General features: G+C 50.1%; 19 protein-coding genes and 2 tRNA genes. 11 read left to right on the top strand and 10 right to left on the bottom strand.

The genetic code is table 11. The features are described from left to right. From ACFMKP_RS17870 to ACFMKP_RS17840, 7 genes are all read right to left on the bottom strand, one after another. Window positions 1-807: an ABC transporter permease gene (locus ACFMKP_RS17870; RefSeq protein ID WP_382293717.1), complete on the bottom strand. Its 807-nt coding sequence runs from the start codon at window positions 805-807 to the stop codon at window positions 1-3. Further along, complete coding sequence (locus ACFMKP_RS17865) at window positions 804-1787, bottom strand: ATP-binding cassette domain-containing protein (RefSeq protein ID WP_382293715.1); 984 nt, start codon at window positions 1785-1787, stop codon at window positions 804-806. Before ACFMKP_RS17865 ends, ACFMKP_RS17870 begins: the two co-directional genes overlap by 4 nt. A gap of 507 nt (window positions 1788-2294) precedes the next feature. Then, window positions 2295-3107: an ECF transporter S component gene (locus ACFMKP_RS17860; RefSeq protein ID WP_382293713.1), complete on the bottom strand. Its 813-nt coding sequence runs from the start codon at window positions 3105-3107 to the stop codon at window positions 2295-2297. Further along, window positions 3104-4075 (bottom strand): RluA family pseudouridine synthase, encoded by a 972-nt coding sequence (locus ACFMKP_RS17855; RefSeq protein WP_382293712.1) that lies wholly within the window; start codon window positions 4073-4075, stop codon window positions 3104-3106. Before ACFMKP_RS17855 ends, ACFMKP_RS17860 begins: the two co-directional genes overlap by 4 nt. Before the next feature lie 23 nt (window positions 4076-4098). Further along, on the bottom strand, window positions 4099-4452 hold the full coding sequence (locus ACFMKP_RS17850) for a TraR/DksA family transcriptional regulator (protein ID WP_382293710.1): 354 nt from the start codon (window positions 4450-4452) through the stop codon (window positions 4099-4101). Window positions 4453-4615: 163 nt separating this feature from the next. Then, window positions 4616-5689, bottom strand: a complete 1074-nt coding sequence (locus tag ACFMKP_RS17845) for a TolB family protein (protein ID WP_382293708.1) — start codon at window positions 5687-5689, stop codon at window positions 4616-4618. A gap of 78 nt (window positions 5690-5767) precedes the next feature. Further along, window positions 5768-8308 carry a 5'-nucleotidase C-terminal domain-containing protein gene (locus ACFMKP_RS17840; protein WP_382293706.1) on the bottom strand — a complete coding sequence of 847 codons (2541 nt, stop codon included), beginning with the start codon at window positions 8306-8308 and terminating at the stop codon, window positions 5768-5770. 462 nt (window positions 8309-8770) lie between these two features. On the opposite strand from ACFMKP_RS17840, the gene ACFMKP_RS17835 reads away from it, so the two are divergent. The 4 genes from ACFMKP_RS17835 to ACFMKP_RS17820 all read left to right on the top strand — a co-directional run bounded on the left by ACFMKP_RS17835 (window position 8771) and on the right by ACFMKP_RS17820 (window position 12898). Beyond that, on the top strand, window positions 8771-9901 hold the full coding sequence (locus ACFMKP_RS17835; protein ID WP_382293704.1) for a peptidoglycan DD-metalloendopeptidase family protein: 1131 nt from the start codon (window positions 8771-8773) through the stop codon (window positions 9899-9901). 170 nt (window positions 9902-10071) lie between these two features. Next, window positions 10072-11379: a WXG100 family type VII secretion target gene (locus tag ACFMKP_RS17830; RefSeq protein WP_382293702.1), complete on the top strand. Its 1308-nt coding sequence runs from the start codon at window positions 10072-10074 to the stop codon at window positions 11377-11379. Between the two features lie 62 nt (window positions 11380-11441). Further along, window positions 11442-12008, top strand: a complete 567-nt coding sequence (locus ACFMKP_RS17825; protein ID WP_382293700.1) for a hypothetical protein — start codon at window positions 11442-11444, stop codon at window positions 12006-12008. Between the two features lie 98 nt (window positions 12009-12106). Further along, window positions 12107-12898 carry an E3 ubiquitin ligase family protein gene (locus tag ACFMKP_RS17820; RefSeq protein WP_382293698.1) on the top strand — a complete coding sequence of 264 codons (792 nt, stop codon included), beginning with the start codon at window positions 12107-12109 and terminating at the stop codon, window positions 12896-12898. Here the strand turns inward: ACFMKP_RS17820 and ACFMKP_RS17815 are convergent. The 3 genes from ACFMKP_RS17815 to ACFMKP_RS17805 form a co-directional block, all read right to left on the bottom strand. Then, the gene (locus ACFMKP_RS17815) at window positions 12890-14842 is read right to left on the bottom strand and encodes a glycosyltransferase family 39 protein (RefSeq protein ID WP_382293697.1); all 1953 of its coding nucleotides are present in this window, start codon (window positions 14840-14842) and stop codon (window positions 12890-12892) included. The two genes, ACFMKP_RS17820 and ACFMKP_RS17815, sit on opposite strands and share 9 nt — an antisense overlap. Before the next feature lie 69 nt (window positions 14843-14911). Then, window positions 14912-15202 carry a hypothetical protein gene (locus ACFMKP_RS17810; protein WP_382293695.1) on the bottom strand — a complete coding sequence of 97 codons (291 nt, stop codon included), beginning with the start codon at window positions 15200-15202 and terminating at the stop codon, window positions 14912-14914. Between the two features lie 90 nt (window positions 15203-15292). After that, a complete protein-coding gene (locus ACFMKP_RS17805) occupies window positions 15293-15688 on the bottom strand; it encodes an acyl-CoA thioesterase (protein ID WP_382293693.1) in 396 nt (131 codons plus the stop codon). Window positions 15689-15871: 183 nt separating this feature from the next. Between ACFMKP_RS17805 and ACFMKP_RS17800 the strand changes: the two genes are divergently transcribed. The 7 genes from ACFMKP_RS17800 (at window position 15872) to ACFMKP_RS17770 (ending at window position 19900) form a co-directional block, all read left to right on the top strand. Then, entirely contained in the window at window positions 15872-16423 is a 552-nt protein-coding gene (locus ACFMKP_RS17800) for a DnaJ family domain-containing protein (RefSeq protein ID WP_382293691.1), read from the top strand. Window positions 16424-16426: 3 nt separating this feature from the next. Beyond that, window positions 16427-17344, top strand: coding sequence for a cation diffusion facilitator family transporter (locus tag ACFMKP_RS17795; RefSeq protein WP_382293689.1), 918 nt, complete (start codon window positions 16427-16429; stop codon window positions 17342-17344). 224 nt (window positions 17345-17568) lie between these two features. Next, window positions 17569-17645: transfer RNA gene (locus ACFMKP_RS17790), tRNA-Asp, on the top strand. A 34-nt stretch (window positions 17646-17679) separates the two neighbouring features. After that, a tRNA-Asp gene (locus ACFMKP_RS17785) sits at window positions 17680-17756 on the top strand. Between the two features lie 59 nt (window positions 17757-17815). Continuing rightward, on the top strand, window positions 17816-18151 hold the full coding sequence (locus tag ACFMKP_RS17780) for a hypothetical protein (RefSeq protein ID WP_382293687.1): 336 nt from the start codon (window positions 17816-17818) through the stop codon (window positions 18149-18151). Between the two features lie 55 nt (window positions 18152-18206). Beyond that, window positions 18207-19247, top strand: coding sequence for an ATP-binding protein (locus tag ACFMKP_RS17775; protein ID WP_382293685.1), 1041 nt, complete (start codon window positions 18207-18209; stop codon window positions 19245-19247). An 11-nt stretch (window positions 19248-19258) separates the two neighbouring features. After that, complete coding sequence (locus tag ACFMKP_RS17770; protein WP_054534299.1) at window positions 19259-19900, top strand: response regulator transcription factor; 642 nt, start codon at window positions 19259-19261, stop codon at window positions 19898-19900. The last annotated feature ends 83 nt before the right edge of the window (window positions 19901-19983 follow it).

Raw genomic sequence — 19983 nt, 5'->3', positions numbered from 1 at the left:
TTACGCTCCCACTGCCGAGTAGCGCCGCACCGCATGCGGCCAAACCAAGGCCAAAATCCCGCCTGCAATGATCATCCAAACTGCTTGCATCGCTAAGCCCCAAGCCACTTGCGGCCCAGTTAACGTACCAACTGCCACATCAATTGGAAACCCAAACGTCCATTGAAAGGGTAGCCATTGCGAAATGTCGCGCACCCAAGCAGGCATAATCGCCAACGGCACTAAGCGCCCAGAAAGCAATAATTCGATCGTAAAATACAGTTCAAACACTGCACTCACTTTGGTGACCCAAAATGTGACCAAGCCAAGCACCCACAAACACAAAAAGCGCGTGACAAAACCGCCCAACAAGGCCAGAATAAAGGCCGGAATTTGCCACCACGCCGTGAAGGTAAACACTGGCTGGAAGATCCACCACAGCAGGCCAGCGATTGGCAGCCACAGCACAATCGTCACCACTTTGAGGCTCATAAAAAAGCTCATATCAAAATGGATTGGATGGATTGGCCGCATCAGTTCGTTGGAAAGCCGACCCTTGCGAATCCGATTTTCAAAGGCATAGGGCGTGAGCGCAATATTCATCTGGCGCACCAACGTCCATGTAATGTAGTAGGCCGCAAAGGTGCCAGCGGTATAGCCCGCGACGTTGCCGCCTTGCGAGGTGGCAATTGTGCCCCAAACCACCAAATAGACAACTGGCTCAACCATCATCGCCAATAGCCAAAACAGATGCGCCACCCGATATTGAAATTGGCTGATAATCGATGTTTTGAGCAAGGTCAGGTATAAATCAAGATGCTGCTTCATACAACCTGCGCCTCCTGTTGAAACACCTGCTCAATAATCGAATCGATCGCTGGATCTTCAATTGTCAGATCGCTAATCGCAACTTCATTCAATAAACGGGTGGTAATTTGGGCCGTCGCGTTTTTGGGAACCCGCAAATTAACTTGGCCCTTGCTGTTGCTGATAATCTCGCCATATTCGCTCAAATCAAGCTCAGGGTCATTCAAGGTTACACCGATGGTTTTGTAGGCGGCAAATTTTTCGACCAAACCAGCCAAGCCGCCATCGTAGAGCAATTGGCCGTGGTGAATGACGATCACCCGTTTACACAACGCTTGCACATCGGCCATATAGTGGCTGGTCAGCATCACGCTGGCTTGATAGCGCTGGTTGTAGGCAGCCACAAACTCGCGAATCAAACGCTGAGCCGTTACGTCCAAGCCAATCGTCGGCTCATCCAAAAACAACACTTTGGGGCGATGCAACAACGCCGAAATAAATTCAGCCTTCATCCGTTCGCCCAACGACAAGTTGCGGACTGGTTTTTTGACCAAATCGCCCATATTCAGCAAATCGATCAACTCATCGCGCATGCGCCGAAACTCGCCCTCGGGAATTTGGTAGATGGCCCGTTGCAACTCAAATGAATCAAGCGCAGGAATATCCCACATCAGCTGATTGCGCTGGCCCATTACAATCGTAATTTGGCGCAGCAGCTCTTTTTCGCGGCGCTGCGGCTCGTAGCCCAGCACATCGATCTGGCCACTGGTAGGAAACAGCAAGCCTGCCAGCATTTTGAGGGTCGTGGTTTTGCCAGCACCATTTGGCCCCAGAAACCCAACAATCTCGCCAGCGTCGATGCCAAAACTAATCTTTTTGACCGCTTCGACTTCGCGATATTTGCGCTTGAATAAGCTCCCAACTGCCGCTTTCAAGCCCGCCTCACGTTCAGGTACCTGAAACGTCTTGATCAATGTATCAACCTTAATCGTTTGGCTCAAGGCAGTTCATCCTCGCTACAAGAAAAGAGATGGCCTATTTTAGCAGAGATATCTATAGACTAAAAAGGTCTTAAGAAGGATGAAATATGAAGTATGAAGGAGGAAAAAGGAGCATCCCGACATGAATTCAGGAAGAATAGGAAGAACACGAAGCAATGAAACCACGAAGAACACGAAGAGCACGAAGATTAAGTTTTTTGCCACGAATTGCACGAATTACACGAACAATGTTCCGATAGCCCAAAGCCTCATTTTTGACTTTTGCCTTCTATGTTCTATGTGTAATGGTTCATTCGGTTAGCAACCATGGTTCATTCCCTCACCCCCAGCCCCTCTCCCACTGGACGCGGGCGAGGGGAGCACTGGTTTTTACCGACACATTGCGCAAGAACCACGGAATTAAAGCCCCTCGCCCGCCACGTGGGAGAGGGGTTGGGGTGAGGGAATCAGGCCGTCGTTAATCCAATGTAACAATACATCTATGGTCTCTGTTCTCAACTTCATCCCTCATAATTCATCCTTCATCCTTTTCTCGGTTGATTGCCAATTCAGGCGCAACTGAAAACGCCGCAACACCGCCAAAATCGGCTTGCCAAAGGCCACAATTAACAGCAGATTGAACAAAGCGCGCGCGGCATCCCAGCCCAGCGAAGTCAGCAGATAAAACGCCCAATAGCGTTCCAAGGTTGGCTCAAGCCCCAAGCCAGGCTGCCACGAAATTGCGCTTTCGCCAGTGCTAAATGGCCAAAACGTCAGATTCATCAACGCGCCAAAGAGCAAGCCCCAAAGCCAGCCAAACCCCGCCAGCAAGGCCACTTCCCACCAACTGCCATCAGCGATGTTCAACCAGCGTTTAATTGGTTGCAACAAACTAGTCGTTAGGCCTAGCCAGCCCATCGCCAACATCTGAAACGGCATCCACGGGCCGATCCCCGCCACCAACAAGGCCGAAACCGCTAAACTGAGGCTGCCCAGCAAAAAGCCAAAACGCCCGCCATAGACATAGCCCGCCAATATCACCAAAAAGAAAAAGCTTGGGCTATCGCCGGGGCCAGCAGGCAAGCGCAATACCGCATTGATCGCCACCAACATGCCCAAGGCCGCCACCACCCGCGAATTCATGGCATGGCTATTAATATCGGTCAAAATAATGCCTAGCAGCAGCGGCCCCAACAGCAGCATAATAATTGGCGCATCGGCAGCATGATTATCACCAACAGCAACTTCGCTCAAGAAAAATGGATAAAAAAAGGCAACCAGCCCAACCAGACTGGTTACCAAGACTAAAATGCGGCTGGCAAACGGCGTAGCTCGGCTCATACCAACGGTTCAATCATAGGGTCAGGATAGACAATTGTTTCGTAGCGCGCGCGCAAGGTCATCAGAATTTTCTCTAATTCTGCTGGCAGCGGCACTTCCCACGAGCGCCATTCGCCATTGCTGGGCAAGCGAAAGCCCAAATGATAAGCATGCAAAAAGTGGCGTTCGATGCCAAAGGTTTCTTTGGGCTTGCGATGGCCATACAACGCATCATTTAAAATTGGTCGATTGCGATAGGAAAAATGTACCCGAATTTGATGCGTCCTGCCTGTTTCCAAGGTGGCACGCACCAACGAATACGGCCCAAGCACCTCAAGCACTTGATAATGGGTTACTGCATAACGACCTTCAGGCATCACCATCATGCGCAAACGGTTATTGGGATTGCGCCCAATCGGCGCATCGATCGTGCCTGTTGGCTCACGCCAATGGCCTTCAACCAAGGCCAAATATTTTTTATGCATCCGCCGCGCCATTTGCTGCTCGGTCAGCACCATGCGCGCTTGATCATGCTTGGCGATAACCAATAAGCCAGAGGTATCTTTATCAAGCCGATGCACAATCCCGGGCCGCAAATCGCCGCTCGTGGTCAAATGAGGGTAGCGATAGAGCAAGGCGTTGACCAAGGTGCCATTGGTATGGCCGGGCGCAGGGTGCACCACCATGCCGGCAGCCTTGTTCACCAACAACACATCGTCATCTTCATACACAACATCGAGTGGCAAATCTTCGGCCACAATATCGGTTGGCTTGGCCAAAGGCAAATAAATTTCAATCTGATCGCCCATTTGAACTGGCAAACTGGCCTTTGCCCCGCGCCCATTGACCCGAATATGCAAATCGGTGATTAGTTGTTGCACATACGTCCGCGATAAATCAGGCATGCTAGCAGAAACAAGCCGATCGAGGCGTTGACCTGCTTCTGCTTCGTTCACCTGAATCGTCGTTAAGTTGTCGGTTTGCTCCATCGCTCTAACCTCTCCTGTGCTGGTTAACTATTAGCAGCCTCAATTGAAAGTGCTGCATAGGGCAAGACCTCTAGGCGTTCAATCGCAATCGGCTTACCAGTTTTGAGACAAATTCCATAGGTGCCATGCTCAATCCGCTCAAGCGCTGCTTCAACTTCGCCAATCAAACGCTGGCGATCTTCAATCAAGGCAAAATTCTTTTCGCGCTCAAAAATATCCGAGGCATCATCGGCAATATGGTTACTGACCCCAAACTCGGCATCTTGATTCAATTGGTCGGTCGCTTCTTCCAAACGCTTGATTTCTTCGTTCAAATGTTTATGTATATCGTGCAAGCGCTCTTTGAAATAGCCTAACTGGGTTTTTGATAAAGTCATCTGGTACTCCCACACAAATTTTTAAGCCAGGATTATAGCACGCCCATGGGCAAGACTCTAGCCATGAACCTCGGTTTTTGCCAAATCATGCATAGATCTAATGCTTTTGGGATGTATGGGGATTAATTGAGCGCCATTGTACCCGATATTTAGCTAGCTAGATTTAGTGACTACCCCATTCAACAAACCAATAGACTTGCATCGGGGTTAAAGCGCGTTCCTCGCCAGTTGCCAAAGTGTATTCCATTAAGCCATCATAGCCATGGATATACAGAAATTGCTTGCCATCGGGATTCCAGCTGGTACGACCATCATCAATATTTTGGGCTAGCGGCTTCATGGCCCCATCACTAACTGTAATCTGCCACAAGGAAACTGGCTCGCCATGAGCGCTCGCCACTTCTACGCCTAGCAAGCGTTCCCACCACGCCAATTCTGGCTCTGTGCCGCCGCCAATCGCACCAGGGCCGCCGTTAACTGTCACCATAATACTTTTCCCATCAGGTGACCAACGTGGAGCAACAATCGCTTTAAACGGTGGATCAGGCTGGCCCAGCGGTTGCGGGTTGCTACCATCAAGCTTGGCAATCATCAACGAGGGAAAACCAATTTCAACATTTGGTTGCACATAGGCCAGCTGCTTGCCATCGGGCGAGACCGCAGGCGTGGTGCTGCCATCGACAACAACCGTTGCTTGGTTGCTGCCCAATCCATATTGCACAACTGCTGCTTCGTCGCCAAGGAAATCATTTTTCTCATTAATCAAGGTGCGGCGGCGGGTCACATAGAGCGATTGATCATCGCCAGCCCAGCTTGGTTCGCTCAACGAATCGCCTAATTGGCCATAGGCCAAGAGCCGACCCTTGCCGGTTGCCACATCAAGGCCGCAAATAATGCTTGATTGCAGCCAAGGAATTGCCAAATCAACCGGAGGCAACATCAAGGCATAGGCCAACGTTTTGCGATCGTGCGACCAAGCAGCATCGCGAATGAGCGTGCGCTCTTTAGCCGTGGTCAGCTGGCTCATATCGCTGCCATCGCGATTGAGCGTCCAAATATTGCCTTCGAGGCCAACAATAATTGGTTTGTTAATAGGCGCAGTATCAATACAATAGCCTGCGAGATCCGCCGTATCAATGCTAGCTGGGGCTTGCGCTATAGGTGTGACGCTGTTCGATGCTGCGCCACAGCCAACCAAACTGATCATCAAGCCAATGCTTAAAAGCTGTTTCTTCATAGATGATGCCATTATATTAAAACAATACCGCTGAGTAATAATCACTCAGCGGTATTGTAACGCGTTTTAGCAAAAGCTTTATTTGCCAACAACTGGCAGATAGAGTTTGTTGTTGACCACAGTCACGACGAAGGTTTGCTCGAAGCTATCTTCACCATCATCAACCGTTATGGTGATGGTGGTTGTGCCAGTTTGGCCTGCGGCTGGAGTCAAGGTCAATGTCCGTTCAGCGCCAGTGCCCTCAATTGTAATATTGGCATTTGGCACCAAAGCCGTGTTTGATGATTCAGCGGTAACTGTCAGGTTATTGACGCTATCATCAACATCGGTCAAGGTAAACAAAATTGGGCCAAGCGTTGAATTGATGGTAATCGTTTCATCAACGAAGCTTGAAAGCTCAGGGGCATCGTTGACCGCGTTGACCGTCAATTGCACCGTGCGCGTTACCGTGCTCAAGCCATCGCCAATCGTGAAGGTCAGGCTGGTGTTGCCCGAAGCATTCAACGCTGGCGCAATGGTGAAGGTACGGGTGTAGGCATCAGTGCCAGCAGTCACCATAATATCGCCATCGGCAACCAAATCTTGGTCGCCAGAAACGGCAGTAATCGTAATATCGCTAGCTGCGGTATCGTTGTCGATCGCCCCAACCTGAACCGTGACTGGGGTATCTTCATCGGTGGTTACGCTGGTTACGTTGCCAGTAGCGTTTGGTTTGTCGTTAACTACAACCACAAAGGTATCGCTGGCTGAGCCTTGACCAGTGACCCGCACTTGAATCGTTGCCGTGCCATAGCGGCCAGCAGCAGGCGTAACCGTGATGTTGCGCGTCGTGCCCGTGCCAGTAATCGAAATATTGGCATTTGGCACTAAAGTGACATTCGATGAGGTTGCAGCCAACGTCACCGTCGTCGTATTGGGGTTGGTGACGAAGCGTGGGTCGACAATTTGGAAACTCATCGGCCCAGTCGTGCCATTCTCGACCACAATGACATCAGCAATATCGTCGATTTGGGTTACGTCAAGCAAGCGATCTTCAATCGTTGGCATAATTGGCTGATGCTCATCGATGTATTCCAAGACTACATCGGCCATAACCGCTAAGGTCGTGCCTTTACCATCGTTCAACATAGTATAGCCGTCGCCACCAGCGTTGGTAAAGTCGTTGGTTGCCAAGGTATAGATCGAGGTGGTGTTTGAAAGCACCTGCGTGCCATCATTCAAGGTAATCGATTGGACTTGCTGACCAATCGCTTTCGATGAATCAAAGGTTACTTTGAAGCCCGAAACTTGCGGGAAGCGACCATTTGCGCCAGGCAAAGCGCCCAAGCCAAATTCCATCACTTGCCACAATTGGCCACCAGTTACGGTGCGGGTTACAACGGTATTGCCGAATGGCAGCACGGCGTAAATATCACCCAACACCAAATCGTAGCTTGGGCCAGCTGGATAGCCAACGCTAGCGCGGCGCAAGTTGCGGTTCATTGGGGTATACGATGATGGCAAGGTATCGCGCAAGCCACCGCCATTGGTAAAGGCGATTTGGGTGCCATATTTCTCACGCATTGCATCGGTCACCAAATTGCCCAATGGCACTTCGGCTACCCGTTCGACGTTGTTGCCACGGGTGTAGAAGCCATGGCTCAAACCGATTGGCGTATCAAATTGTTGGGCCAATTGCGCACGATAAGGCACCAACATCGCTTCGATGGCCGCGTCTTTGGGCACATTCGCGGTTGGCGTTACAAAGGTAGCGCTTTTGTTGGTTACCGTTTCGGTGGTGGTATCGTAGGTCAAATTAACCTTCAGATACTGCAAACCTTTGCTCTTATTTTCGGTAACCAAGGCACCGTTGATCGTATTTTGGAAGTTTAAGTCGGTGTGATCGCCTAAGATCAAGTCGAAGCCAGTCACGCCATTGGCAAAATCGATCAATGGCCCTTGATTTGGCGCGGTAATCCCTTTGTGGGTGATGACCACAAACACATCAGCGCCTGCTGCCTCGGCTTGGGCCTTGGCATTCATCGCTGCATCAATCGAATCGGTAATTTGAATTGGCCCAAAGTTGCCTGGCTTGACCAAGCTTGGAGCTTCTTCGTTAACCAAACCAATCACCGCAACTTGAACACCTTGGAATTCAAAAATTTTGTAGGGTGCTACGCCCGTCAACACGCCAGTGGTGTTGATCAAGTTGGCAGCTACATACTGGAAGGGAATCCCATTGTTGTAGCTTGAGCCAGGCGTTAATGGTGCGGTTGGCGAGCCAGCCAATTCGATCATCTGTTGCAAGTGGCCAACTCCACGGTCGAAGTTGTGGTTGCCAAAGGTATTCACCTGAATACCCATCATGCGTTGGGCCAACACTGCTGGCACTTCGTCAAACATCCCCGAAAGTGGCGGCGTAGCGCCAAAATCATCACCAGCGGTCAAGGTAATGGTGTTGGGGTTCGCAGTGCGATCAGCATTCCAATAGGTTGCAATTGTGGAAGCGCCCCCAGCCGCTGGCGTACCACTTGGGTCGAGTTGCCCGTGCCAGTCGGAAACATTCAAGAGTTGAATGTCGACGACAGCAACCGGCGCGGCACTGGTCAAGGTTGAGCTAAGCGGAACAAGCGCACTCAAGATGGCGCAGAGAGCAACAAGGACAAGCAGTTTTCGTTTCGTCATAGGCCATGGGATGACAGAGGTTTGGCACCTTTGCCATCGTTCCCCCTTTCGTGGAGCGACAATGATCTAATATGAGCGTTTTGGCTGATCTGACTCAGTCTATTGTACTCGATCTTAATAGCAGAGCAACTGTTAGAAAACTTTAATTAGGGGTTAAATTTGGGTTATCTTGACTAATAAAAGCTAAATATTTGATGAGAAACGCCATATGCTCTAGGAGCGCTCTCAAAATCAATTATGAGAAAAAGTGGCTCTGAACTAGGCCTAATCGTAGCTATTTTTTAATCTTTCTGGCCCCGAATTATGTTGACGAGATCTGCAAGCCTTGGTATCCTCCCTCGCCGATACACCATGCATTGTGTATTGCATCCTTGTCTCGATGGTGGCTCCATGTTGAGCCTGTTTTCTGGAGGTTCCATGGTGAAGCGGACACTGCGCTCGGTTTTGTTTGGGTTTATCGGGGTCGCGGTGTTACTGGGGTTCGCCCAATCGGCACAGGCCGAAGGCAAGCCAACGTTCTATCTACCAACACCACCTGGTCAAACATGGGAAGTTATCCAAGGCTATAACTGCGGAACACACGATAGTTGGGGTCGGCTCTCGTTCGATTTGGTCAATACCGAAGGCGATACCTACGGAGCACCCATCTACGCCGCCGCAGATGGCACAATCTTTTTCTGGACAGGCCGCTCTGGCTCGCTGATTCTCTCACACGGCGATGGCTACTACACGATGTACTCCCACTTGTCATCGTGGATCGAAGCGCCAACTGGTACTTCGGTCAAACGCGGTCAGTATATTGGTAATGCAGGTGCAACCAATCCCTCACCCACAGTTCCCCATTTACACTTTACCGTATTCCGTGGCGATGGCCCATACGCCTACAATCGCCAACCAGTCGCGTTAGCCTTTGCAGAAGGCTATAACTTCCCGGATAATGGTGGCTGTAATCAATATGCTGGGAGCTTATTAACCGCCAATGGCGAGGCCGATACGATCGCTCCAACCTTAGAGTGGTCTGGCCCAGCTGAACGTACATGGGTTAATAGCGGGCGGCTTGATTGGAACTTGAGCGATAATCAAAGCATCCAAGGTTTTAGCCAAAACTGGGATGCGCCAGCAGCCAGCGATAAGCCCCAATTCGCTGCCGAAACAGGCTACCTTGATCTGATCGCAGGTCAACATATCGCCAATGTTACGGCGTGGGATGCAGCTGGCAATACTGCAAGCTTCCAGCGCGAAATCTGGTTTGATCCAACCGCGCCTAGCCTGCCAACCACCACTGTTACCGAGAATCTCACCCTCAACGGCAGCCAAAGCAGTTTGGTGCTCAATTGGCAAGCTGCCAGCGATGCAGATTCGGGCCTGCGCGGCTACCAACTCTATTTCGGTACCGATCCGCAAGGCACGGGCGAATGGTTTGTCGCTGAACAACAAGTTGATGTTGGTTTGCGCGAACCAGGCCTCTACTACTTCCGCATTCGCAGCGAAGATAACGCCCATAATTTCAGCGAATGGACAACCCTCCAAACCGTACAGATTAATTAATTCAGCAATAATCTTTCACTAGCAAGCGTATAATCATGCAATTAAGCTATATTGTATGAAGCGATACGCTTGCTTTTTTAGCCCAAAATTAGCTTGACAAAGCAATCTTTGACCTCTACAATAACCTAACAATGAAATAAATCCAAAACCTTCAACGGAGGACTAAACTGATGGGTGCTGCTATTATTCAGGTTGACTATGATGGATTGAAAACTATTGCTCAAAAATTCACCCAACAATCATCGACAGTCAAAAATATTGTATCTATGCTACAACAAGCGTCAACCCCTCTGTTTGAAGGTCAATGGCAAGGGTCTGCAGCCGCTGCCTTTCGGCAGGAATTCGAAACGAGCGTTATCCCCAGTTTTGCAAAATTAATCCATGTGCTTGATAGTGCAGCCGCACTTTGTTATGAAATTAGCACCGTCATGAATCAGGCTGAAGAGGAAGCAGCAGCCTTCTTTAAAACATCGCCAAATCTTTATCAAGTTCAAGCGAAAATCGGTGCAAATCCCTCAATTGATGATCTACGAAAGCAAATTCATAAAACGATTGATGGATTAGGTACAGACGAGGAAGGTTTGTTTAAGTTGCTCGAAAATGCCAACCCTGAAGAGAAAAAGGCCATTTTAGCCGATACTAAACTCATGGATTCAATCAAAGATGATTTATCGCGAAGTGACTATATTGCTGCTTTGGAAAAACTGAATGCCCCAGCTAAGGATCGTTTAAATGCTGCAATGGATGGCTGGGGTACAGATGAGGCTTCAATCCTTAAGACCCTTAATGGAGCATCCGATGCAGAAAAAATCGAATTAGCCAAAGATCGTGAGCTTATCAAACGCTTTAAAGATGAGCTCTCAGGCCAAGAACTCACCGACACCGCCAATGCGCTGGTTAAAACCCAACATACAGCACCAGGCAAAGTCCAAGAAGGCACCGGTAAATTAATTTTAAGTGATCGTGAGATTGACCAAAACTCTGCCCTGCATATCATGGATGGCAGTATGAAGAGCCATTATATCGAGGATCTCCAAAAACATCCAGATTCAGATAGTATGGTAGCTGCGATGCAATTAAATAAGTCACAATACAGTATTTTGATTGATCCTGATGACCCTACCAAAACAATACTAACGATGAATGGTTCTTCGGGATTTACTTACGGCGAATCTGATCGTATTTTTGTTTCTAAGCATTCCAGTACACCCGAACATACAATTGTCCATGAAATAAATCATGCACTCAATAAGCCAAGTACTGATACACTTTCTTATTATGAAAGTGAATTTCGTGCCTATAGTGTTGATGGCAATCGAATGTCACAAATCCAAGATCCTCAAGCCCGTGCCGTCGCTATCAGAAACCATATCGTAAAAAATTATCCAAACGTTAAACATGCTTATGATAATGATCCAGCAGTTCGGGCCAAAATTGATGCAATGGTTACCGCAGGAGGGAATTTAACCAACCAATGAGCTATCGAATACTTATTTTTATCAGCATGATTATTATGCTGGCTGCGTGTGGAGCAACAACGATGAATCCAACTGTGTCTCAAAATCAAAGTACCAGTGTGAGTACGGCTAATCCTACTACCATTGCCAATGCTGAAGCCCAACTGAAACAAATGTTAAGCACTACAAGTTTCAGCGATGCTGAAATAATTCATCTTCCACAATACGATTTGCCTGCTTGGTCGGGATTTATGCTTAATTCGCCAAGCTATCAAGCTGGCTTGCCATTAATTTATCTGGTTAACCAACACCAGATCATTAGCCTTAATAATCCTGATAGTTTGCCAAGCCTCTTTCAATCTCTCAACGTAGGCAATAATCCAAACGCGATCGGCCTTGAGCAATTTATCCAAATCTATAAACTTGCTTATATTGGTAGCCCAATGACTGTGTTATATAGCGCCGACCCACATCTAACCCAGCCCAGCGATTTTGCTGAACGCGATTTTGTTGCTCCTAATGTTCAAGCAACAGCCTTGGGAACGCAGTATCAATTTTGGGCATGGGTTGAAACCAGCGGCGTGCATTATTTTGCAATCACCGTAGCAGCTGATGGCACACTTACAACTGAATCAAGCTTTAGCCGTTAAATCCCCCCAAAGGTGTTGAAAGTAAGAATTGAGTGTCATTGCATAGCCTATGCATGACCTTTATATTTAGCTTACTAGCCTTTGGGAGGATCGCTGATATGGTGTTCTTTGGGATCATCTTGCTGATCGCGGCTGTCATCTGCTTCTTCTTCGCTCGCAGTCAATCCAACAAACTGGCCGATCTGAATGCCACCGACACCTACACCACCACAATGCTGCATGATCTGCACAAAAAGGTTGTTGCAACGCTCGGGGCTGAAGCGCTGGCCGAACCCTGCGAAATTGAAGGCCAAGTCAGTTGCGATAATCCATTGGTCGCCCCGATTTCTGGCAAAACCTGTATTGCCTATCGATTTTCATTAACTCGCGAATATAGCGAGGTTATCCACGATACTGATAGCGAAGGCCGCAAGCGAACTCGCACCCAAACCGGTAGCGAAACCATCAAAACCGAGGAAGAATGCGCCTATTTCTGGATCAATGATAATTTTGGCAAGGCATGGGTTGATCCTACTGATGCTGAACTTGATTACGAAACGGGTCAAAATATATTGCTACCTTCGCCAGATAAAGCCTCGATTCTGCAATTTGGCGATTTTGAATTTTCTGCTCCAGCCTCCAACAAAGGTGCTCGCCGCACCACCGGCTATCGTGCGCAAGAAGAGCTGTTTACCGATGATGGACGAGCCTATATTCTTGGCTGTGTGGTTGATGACGAAGGTGAACCAACCATCGCTTACCGCGATAAAAAGCTCAAACGCATGATTATCAGCCGCCAAACTGAACGTGAATTAGCCAAAAGCGCCGCCGGATGGTCACGTAACTTGTATTATGGCGCTGCTGGCACAGCCGTCGCTGGCATCATTTTCACCGTAATGGGTTTACTTTAAGCTGCCATACACCCGTAAAATTGGATCAATCGCGCTGAGGTGGCTCAACGCCCATGCCAAACAGACAGCTTGGGCTGCCTCAGCCAACCAACGACTGCCCCGCGGCCAACGCCACGCCTGTCCGCGCAACCACTCCAACCAATAGGCACCTAATACCAATAGCAATGGCACAATCGGCAAATAAAAGCGATCTTTGTTCCAAGTCAGGGCAATAATTGGAATGTAGCACAAGCTCAGCCATGCCAACAAACTCAAACGGGCATCAGCGCGTTTCAGCAATGCCAAGCCCAAGCCCAACAGCATCAATAACCCAAAGGGCCAGATAAAAATCGTATGCAAGGTGAAGCTGAAAAATTGGCTTAAATTCGCTTGCCAATGCCCAAACAACCCATAGGGATCAAAGGCCACAATGTCGTAGAGTCCTGTTTCGCTGGCTTTGGTTGCAATCGCCTCGGGGCTAGCCGCAGCCACCACCGGATCAACTCGATTGTAGGCGGCTTGCCAGATATTTTCATATTGTTGCGAAAAGAAGGGTCGCCCTGTATCGCGAATATCCAGCACCCACTGCGGCGCAGAGCCAAGCACAAATCCCGCTACCAGCAAGGCTGGCGCAAACAAACGCCCCAAACGCTGTGGCCAACGCGGCGGTGCGGCCAGCGCTTGCAACAACAACCAAGGCAACACCAACACCATCATCACAATCGATTGAAAACGGAATAAATAGGCCACGCCCAAAAGCAAACCAGCAACTGCAACCCGGCGTTTGCTTAGCTCTGGCTGCCAGAGCAATACCAGCAAAGCCGCCAAAAAAGCTGGCAATTGCACACTATCGCTGCTTGCAACCACCCCAAACGCTAGCAACAGCGGAGTTGCCAAGGCCAAAACCAAGGCCAGCAGCGCACCTCGCAAGGCCAAAATGCGGTAGGCAATCAACGCCGTCAGGATCAAGGTTATAAGGATGCTGATAAAACCAGCCGTCTGGCCAATCGCCAATTGATCGCCATCCCAGAGCAAGCCAAGCCATAAAATCAGCGGAAAGCCAAGCGGATAAAAGGGATGGGCACGAAAGACCGAGGCCGCCGAGCTGCCATGATTCGAGTGCCAGCCAAAATCAGGCCCTTGCACCAGCCACCACTTGCGCGAAAGCAGCATCACGATTGTTGCAATCCCAATTAAACCAAACACTGGCAACGCTTGCCGCCAGCCTTGCCAAGGCCAACGCAACAGGGCCAACGCCGCCAACGGCAAAATCAGCAAACTTGGCGCAAAGCGAATTGGCCACCACACCGCCTGATCGTTGGCCAACCAAGTCAAGCCGCCGAATATCAAGCTCGCTCCAACCGCTGCTGCCGCCAACCACAACCATGCTTTGCGCTGTTGCGGCCTGATCAAAGCGGTTAAACTCACCACCAAAGCCGTAATCCAAGCAAATGGCAACAGCGAGATCCGGCCCGCTGGCGACCAACTAAGATTTTGCAAAACCACGCCTAAGGCGCGTTGATCGCTGCCTTCAAGAATTTGCAACTCGCTGCTGAGGCTCAGTTGCTGATCGCTGGCCCAACGGAGCCAATTCAATGAAGCATCTGGCTGCCAGAAAATCTGATAATAGCGCGGCGCATTACTAATCGGCAGATTCAGCACTTCATGGCCAGCAGCATTCAGTTGCACCAGCGTTGTGGTTACTGGCGAAACCAGCGTCAAACCAAGCATATAGCTCGTATGGGTGGCGGGCGTGCCAATGATGCCATGGCCGTTTGTCCAGCGATAGGCTCCCAACTCCGAACGCTCTTTGGTTTGAAAACCTTCAACCAGCCATGGCGAATCGGTTTTGCCGCCAATCGTTATCTGAGCTGGGTTGCGTTGCAGCACCCAAACCAAGGTTATTGCTAAACAAAGGCCTAAAATAGCCACAAAGCTGCTAATTTGAATAATTCTACGCTGCACGATTGGCCAATCCTTGTCACCTAAACCAGTTCAGGCCCATCGTAGCATATGCGCGGCAATTCAAGCAATTCAGCTATTCCGAATCCATTGGCGGCGTAAACGCTGCATAACTTGGGTTTCGTAGCCCAATAATTTACGGGTAATTGCAGCCATGCGGGGTTGAAAATCGTTCAGCGAGCGCATTTGATGCAGCATTTGCTTGCCCAAGCGCTTGCTCACATTAGTATAGATTTGCTCGAACATGCCATAGCTTTCGGGCAGTGAATGCGGCTTGATATTCCAGCCACATTCACACCATGGCACATAGGCGGCGTTGAGCGCAAGCTGACGCTGGCACTGGGGACATGCTTGTTGCTGCATAAGACTCTCTCATCAATCAAAAATCGACATTGGGGCTAGCGCCAGTCTGGCGCAGCCGCAACCAAACACAATCGGACATCCGACCGAGATTTAAGCGCCTTGATAGTTGGCAACCTGCTGGCGAAACGAATCGGGAATTGGCACCGAACGCTGGGTCTTGAAATCAAACCAAATCAATTCGGTCGAGCCTTGGGTCACAATCTCGTTGCCGCGCTTGAGGGTATACAGCATGGTAAAGCTTTTATTGCCAATTCGCGAAACTTCCACGCTGCCCTGCAATTGGTCGCCGAAAAAGACTGGTATGAGGTAGCGCACCGTCGCCTCGCCCAAAATAAACGGCACGTCGGCCAACTCCACCGCACCCAATAATTCAATCGCAAACTTTAAACGCAGGGTTTCAAAATAGGTCAAATAGACAGCATTATTGACATGCCCAAGCCCATCCAAATCACGAAACCGCACTTCGATTGGATATTCAAACGCCATCGATGCCCTCCAACCAGCCAAATCGGCATAAAATTTGGCCTATTGTAACAAATTTCTCAAAATAGTGGGCTTGTTGATAACCTTGTCTTTCGCAAATCTTTGTGATATTCTGCACATAGCTGTAGCAAGGGCAAGCGCATGGGGCAATTGAACTAGCGAGCAGCGTCACAAGGGGGTTTTAGCATGAGCGACAATCCATTTCTTGACCGATTTCGTGAGCAAAGCCGGACAGCAGGTAAAGTCAAACCAGCAACACCAACACCAGAAACACCAAGCGAAGCAGAAAAACCGAAACGCGGCCCCTCACTCACCGCTCAACGCGCTGGCTCAATTGCCGAACAGCGCATCCAAGCAGCCATGGAAGATGGCATGTTCAATAATTTGCCCGGCGAAGGCCAACCAATCGATTTAAACGACGATATGTATATTCCCGCCGAGATGCGCATGGCCTTTCGGGTGATGAAAGGCAATGAAGCAGGCTCGCCGTGGGGCGCTGCCCAACACGATTATAATAACCACATGAATCGCTACCAGATTTGGTTGCGCAATAATCGTGAAACATGGGCAACAACCAGCTTCAGCGAGCAAGAACGGCTGCGCCAAGAGTTGCATATTTGGGTGCGTGATCTGAATACGATCATTCATCAACTTAATGCCATGGTGCCCAACGACACGCTGCGGGTTGGCTTGGTTGTCTATGAACGTGAGTTGCGGGCCTTAGAAAGCGCCTTGTAAGTTATGTTAAGTGGGAAACAGCGCTATGCTTTATTATCAATTGCTGCTGCATGCATCACAATTGGGTTAAAGTTCGGCGCTTATCTTTTGACCGGATCAATCGGGCTTTTTTCGGATGCCGCCGAATCAGTTGTTAATTTAATTGCCGCCATGATGGCGCTGTGGATGCTCACCATTGCCATGCGCCCGCCCGACCACGACCACGCCTTCGGCCACACCAAAGCTGAATATTTTGCTAGTGGCTTAGAAGGCATGTTGATTATGCTCGCAGCGGGCAGCATCATCTGGACAGCCTGGCCACGCGTCTTCAACCCAACCGAGATCACGCGGCTTGACCTTGGTTTGGGGCTTTCGATCTTGGCAACCGCGATCAATGGTGGCGTTGCGTGGATTATTATGCGGGCTGGCAAACGCCTGCGATCAATCACGCTCCAAGCTGATGCCCATCACTTATTTACTGATGTTTGGACAACAATTGGGGTCATCGGCGGCATTTTACTGACCAAAATGACCGGCTGGCTGGTGCTTGATCCCTTGATCGCCATCGCCGTAGCCTTGCACATTATCTGGATTGGCTTTCGAATTCTGCGCGAATCGGGCTATGGCTTGCTCGATAGCGCTTTGTCGAACGACGATCAGGCAGTGATTGAAGATATTCTGTCGCGCTATCGCCAACGCGGCTTAGAATTTCATGCAATTCGCACCCGGGTGGCTGGGCCACGGCGCTTTGTTTCGTTACATGTGCTGGTGCCTGGCTCGTGGAGCGTCCAAAAAGGCCATGATGTTTGTGAAACAATCGAATTGGCAATTGCCGCAGCCCTGCCCGATAGCCATGCCATCACCCATCTCGAACCCCTCGAAGACCCAGCTGCTTGGGATGACGAAGGCTTAGATCGAGTTAATCACGAGCCGATTAATTGAGCAAGTGAATCCCCTCACCCCCCAGCCCCCTCGCCCACGAAAACGCGGGCGAGGGGGAGCACCAATTTTCACTACAAATCATGCAAAAACCACGGCGTTATAGCCCCTCGCCCGTTGGGCGGGAGAGGGATTGGGGTGAGGGCATACTCTCCGCTTCATTCCATTTGCAAAAAAAACGAGTCTGTGGTAGTATATCCCCGTTGTCGCGAGGCAAACAAAAACGCGGGCTCGTGGTGTAGCGGCCTAACATGCCACTCTGTCACAGTGGAGATCGGGGGTTCGAATCCCCTCGGGCCCGCCAATTTTTATCTGCCAGCGCAACAACAACCTGATCGGGGCTCGTGGTGTAGCGGCCTAACATGCCACTCTGTCACAGTGGAGATCGGGGGTTCGAATCCCCTCGGGCCCGCCAGACGATACGGACGTAGAACACTCTACGTCCGTATTTTGTTTTAGCACTGCGAGGATGATGTGCTACGAACAAAAATTCGCTTTGTTACGCTATTTTGGCTTGCTGCTGCCTTGATCGCCAGCGCAGCCGTGATTAACATGCTTTGGCAGCCATTTTCATGGGCCTTGCTTTTGCAAACAATTGTGCATAGCTGTGTTGCCGGATTAATCGCGGTCTATGCTTTAGCAGTGCAACGAACGCCAAATCACCACCATCGCTATCGGCGCAGCCTGCGCGATTTGCTGAGCCTGCGCTTTAGCTGGATGCCATGGCAGTTTGCGCGCTTGGCCTATGGATTGGTTTTGCTTGGCTGCGCAGCAGGGCTTGGGGTCGTTCTGCTGATTCTATTGGGCTAAAATCTAGGGCTCAATCTTGATTTAAAAGATTGATGGTTGATGATACAATACAGCTATGCGACGGATACCACTGATTTACCAGATTTTAATTGGCAATAGTGCAATAGTTTGTTTGGGCGCAATCGCTGGCACGGCAATCACGCGCCGCTTAGCAACAACCGAAGGCCTGACCTTGACGGTTGTTTTTTCGCTGATCGGTGTTGTGCTCAGCGTGGCGGTCAATTATGTGGTTTTGCGGGTGGCCTTAGGCCCACTCACCAATCTGCAAATTGCCGCCGAACGGGTTACCGACGGCGATTTGAGCGTGCGCGTGCCCCAAACCACCGCTGGCGATACCCAAATTGCCCAACTTTCGCAAGCCTTTAATGCAATGCTTGATCAAGTTGAGGACGACACACGGGCAATCGAGCGTTCACGCGCCTTGACCGAGCGCCTAACTCAGCAAGTTATCAACGCGCAAGAAGAAGAGCGGCGACGGATCGCCCGTGAATTGCACGATGATACAGCTCAATCGCTAGCAACCTTGGTGATCTATGCAGAAACTGCCGCCCAAAATCCACAAGCGCAGGCAGTTCGTGAACGGCTGATTGGCCTACGCGATTTGGCGGGAAATACACTCGAAGGCGTGCGCACGATTATTGCCGATTTACGTCCATCGCAACTTGACGATCTTGGCTTGGCTGCCGCCGTGCGCGCCCAAGCAGCCGAACGTCTAGCCCATCGCGGCATTCGGGTTGATGTGCAGGTGCGTGGCGAGGAACGGCGCTTGCCCTCAGCCGTCGAAACTGCACTCTATCGCATGCTCCAAGAAGCATTCAGCAATATTGTAAAACACGCTCAAGCCTCGTATGTTGAGGTCGATATTGACCTCACTAATCCCCAAATTGTACGGGCTAGGGTTGAAGATAATGGCGTTGGCTTCGATCCCAATACAATCAATCCCGAGCGTGATGGCCGTGGGGTCGGCATGTTCGGCATGTATGAGCGGATTAACCTGCTCGGCGGAACCATGGTGATTGATAGTGCTCCAAGCATTGGCACCGAATTGACAATCACCGTTCCCCTAGAGCCAGTTACCCAAGCCAGCGCCGCCTAAAGGATTGTGCTATGGCAATTGCCGAAATAACAATTTTATTGGCCGACGATCACGCCGTCATGCGCGATGGCGTGCGCATGGTTTTGGAAGCGCAGCCCGATTTTCGGGTCGTCGGCACGGCCAACGATGGAACTGAAGCTGTCGATCTGGCCGATGCCTTGCACCCCGATTTGGCGGTCTTGGATATTGCCATGCCTGGCATGAACGGCCTTGCTGCAGCCCGCGAGATTCGTTCGCGCTCGCCAGAAACCAAAGTCATCTTTTTGAGCATGCACGAAGGCGAGGAATATCTCAAGGAAGCGCTACGGGCTGGCGCAACTGGCTATGTGCTCAAACGCGCCGCCGCCACCGAGTTGGTTTCGGCGATTCGCGCTGTGCAACGTGGAGATTCCTATCTCGACCCCGCCTTGATTGCCAAGCTCAACCAACTGGGCGATAGCGATACTGTGAAGTTTGCCGATTTGACCGAGCGTGAATTAGAGGTCTTGAAATTGGTTGCCGAAGGCTTGACTAACCGCCAAATTGCCGCCCAATTGGTGATTAGCGTTAAAACTGTGCAAAGCCATCGCACCAATATTATGGAAAAACTCGACCTGCACGATCGCACCGACTTGGTTAAATATGCCATTCGCCGCGGCATGATCGAGCCGTAATTTAGGTTATGAGAAGAGAGTTGAAGGCAAGAAGGGAAATTTGACAGCCATTATTCTAGTGCTATCGTAGCACTAACATAAAA

The organism is Herpetosiphon sp. NSE202 (assembly GCF_042688385.1).
Taxonomy (GTDB): domain Bacteria; phylum Chloroflexota; class Chloroflexia; order Chloroflexales; family Herpetosiphonaceae; genus Herpetosiphon.
This window is presented reverse-complemented; position numbering and strand designations above follow the sequence as displayed.

Excerpts from the sequence above, each read along its gene's own strand:
- ACFMKP_RS17870 (WP_382293717.1), bottom strand. The coding sequence starts at position 807 with ATGAAGCAGCATCTTGATTTATACCTGACCTTGCTCAAAACATCGATT.
- ACFMKP_RS17860 (WP_382293713.1), bottom strand. The coding sequence starts at position 3,107 with ATGAGCCGAGCTACGCCGTTTGCCAGCCGCATTTTAGTCTTGGTAACC.
- ACFMKP_RS17855 (WP_382293712.1), bottom strand. The coding sequence starts at position 4,075 with ATGGAGCAAACCGACAACTTAACGACGATTCAGGTGAACGAAGCAGAA.
- ACFMKP_RS17850 (WP_382293710.1), bottom strand. The coding sequence starts at position 4,452 with ATGACTTTATCAAAAACCCAGTTAGGCTATTTCAAAGAGCGCTTGCAC.
- ACFMKP_RS17845 (WP_382293708.1), bottom strand. The coding sequence starts at position 5,689 with ATGAAGAAACAGCTTTTAAGCATTGGCTTGATGATCAGTTTGGTTGGC.
- ACFMKP_RS17835 (WP_382293704.1), top strand. The coding sequence starts at position 8,771 with ATGGTGAAGCGGACACTGCGCTCGGTTTTGTTTGGGTTTATCGGGGTC.
- ACFMKP_RS17830 (WP_382293702.1), top strand. The coding sequence starts at position 10,072 with ATGGGTGCTGCTATTATTCAGGTTGACTATGATGGATTGAAAACTATT.
- ACFMKP_RS17825 (WP_382293700.1), top strand. The coding sequence starts at position 11,442 with ATGAATCCAACTGTGTCTCAAAATCAAAGTACCAGTGTGAGTACGGCT.
- ACFMKP_RS17820 (WP_382293698.1), top strand. The coding sequence starts at position 12,107 with ATGGTGTTCTTTGGGATCATCTTGCTGATCGCGGCTGTCATCTGCTTC.
- ACFMKP_RS17810 (WP_382293695.1), bottom strand. The coding sequence starts at position 15,202 with ATGCAGCAACAAGCATGTCCCCAGTGCCAGCGTCAGCTTGCGCTCAAC.
- ACFMKP_RS17805 (WP_382293693.1), bottom strand. The coding sequence starts at position 15,688 with ATGGCGTTTGAATATCCAATCGAAGTGCGGTTTCGTGATTTGGATGGG.
- ACFMKP_RS17800 (WP_382293691.1), top strand. The coding sequence starts at position 15,872 with ATGAGCGACAATCCATTTCTTGACCGATTTCGTGAGCAAAGCCGGACA.
- ACFMKP_RS17795 (WP_382293689.1), top strand. The coding sequence starts at position 16,427 with ATGTTAAGTGGGAAACAGCGCTATGCTTTATTATCAATTGCTGCTGCA.
- ACFMKP_RS17775 (WP_382293685.1), top strand. The coding sequence starts at position 18,207 with ATGCGACGGATACCACTGATTTACCAGATTTTAATTGGCAATAGTGCA.
- ACFMKP_RS17770 (WP_054534299.1), top strand. The coding sequence starts at position 19,259 with ATGGCAATTGCCGAAATAACAATTTTATTGGCCGACGATCACGCCGTC.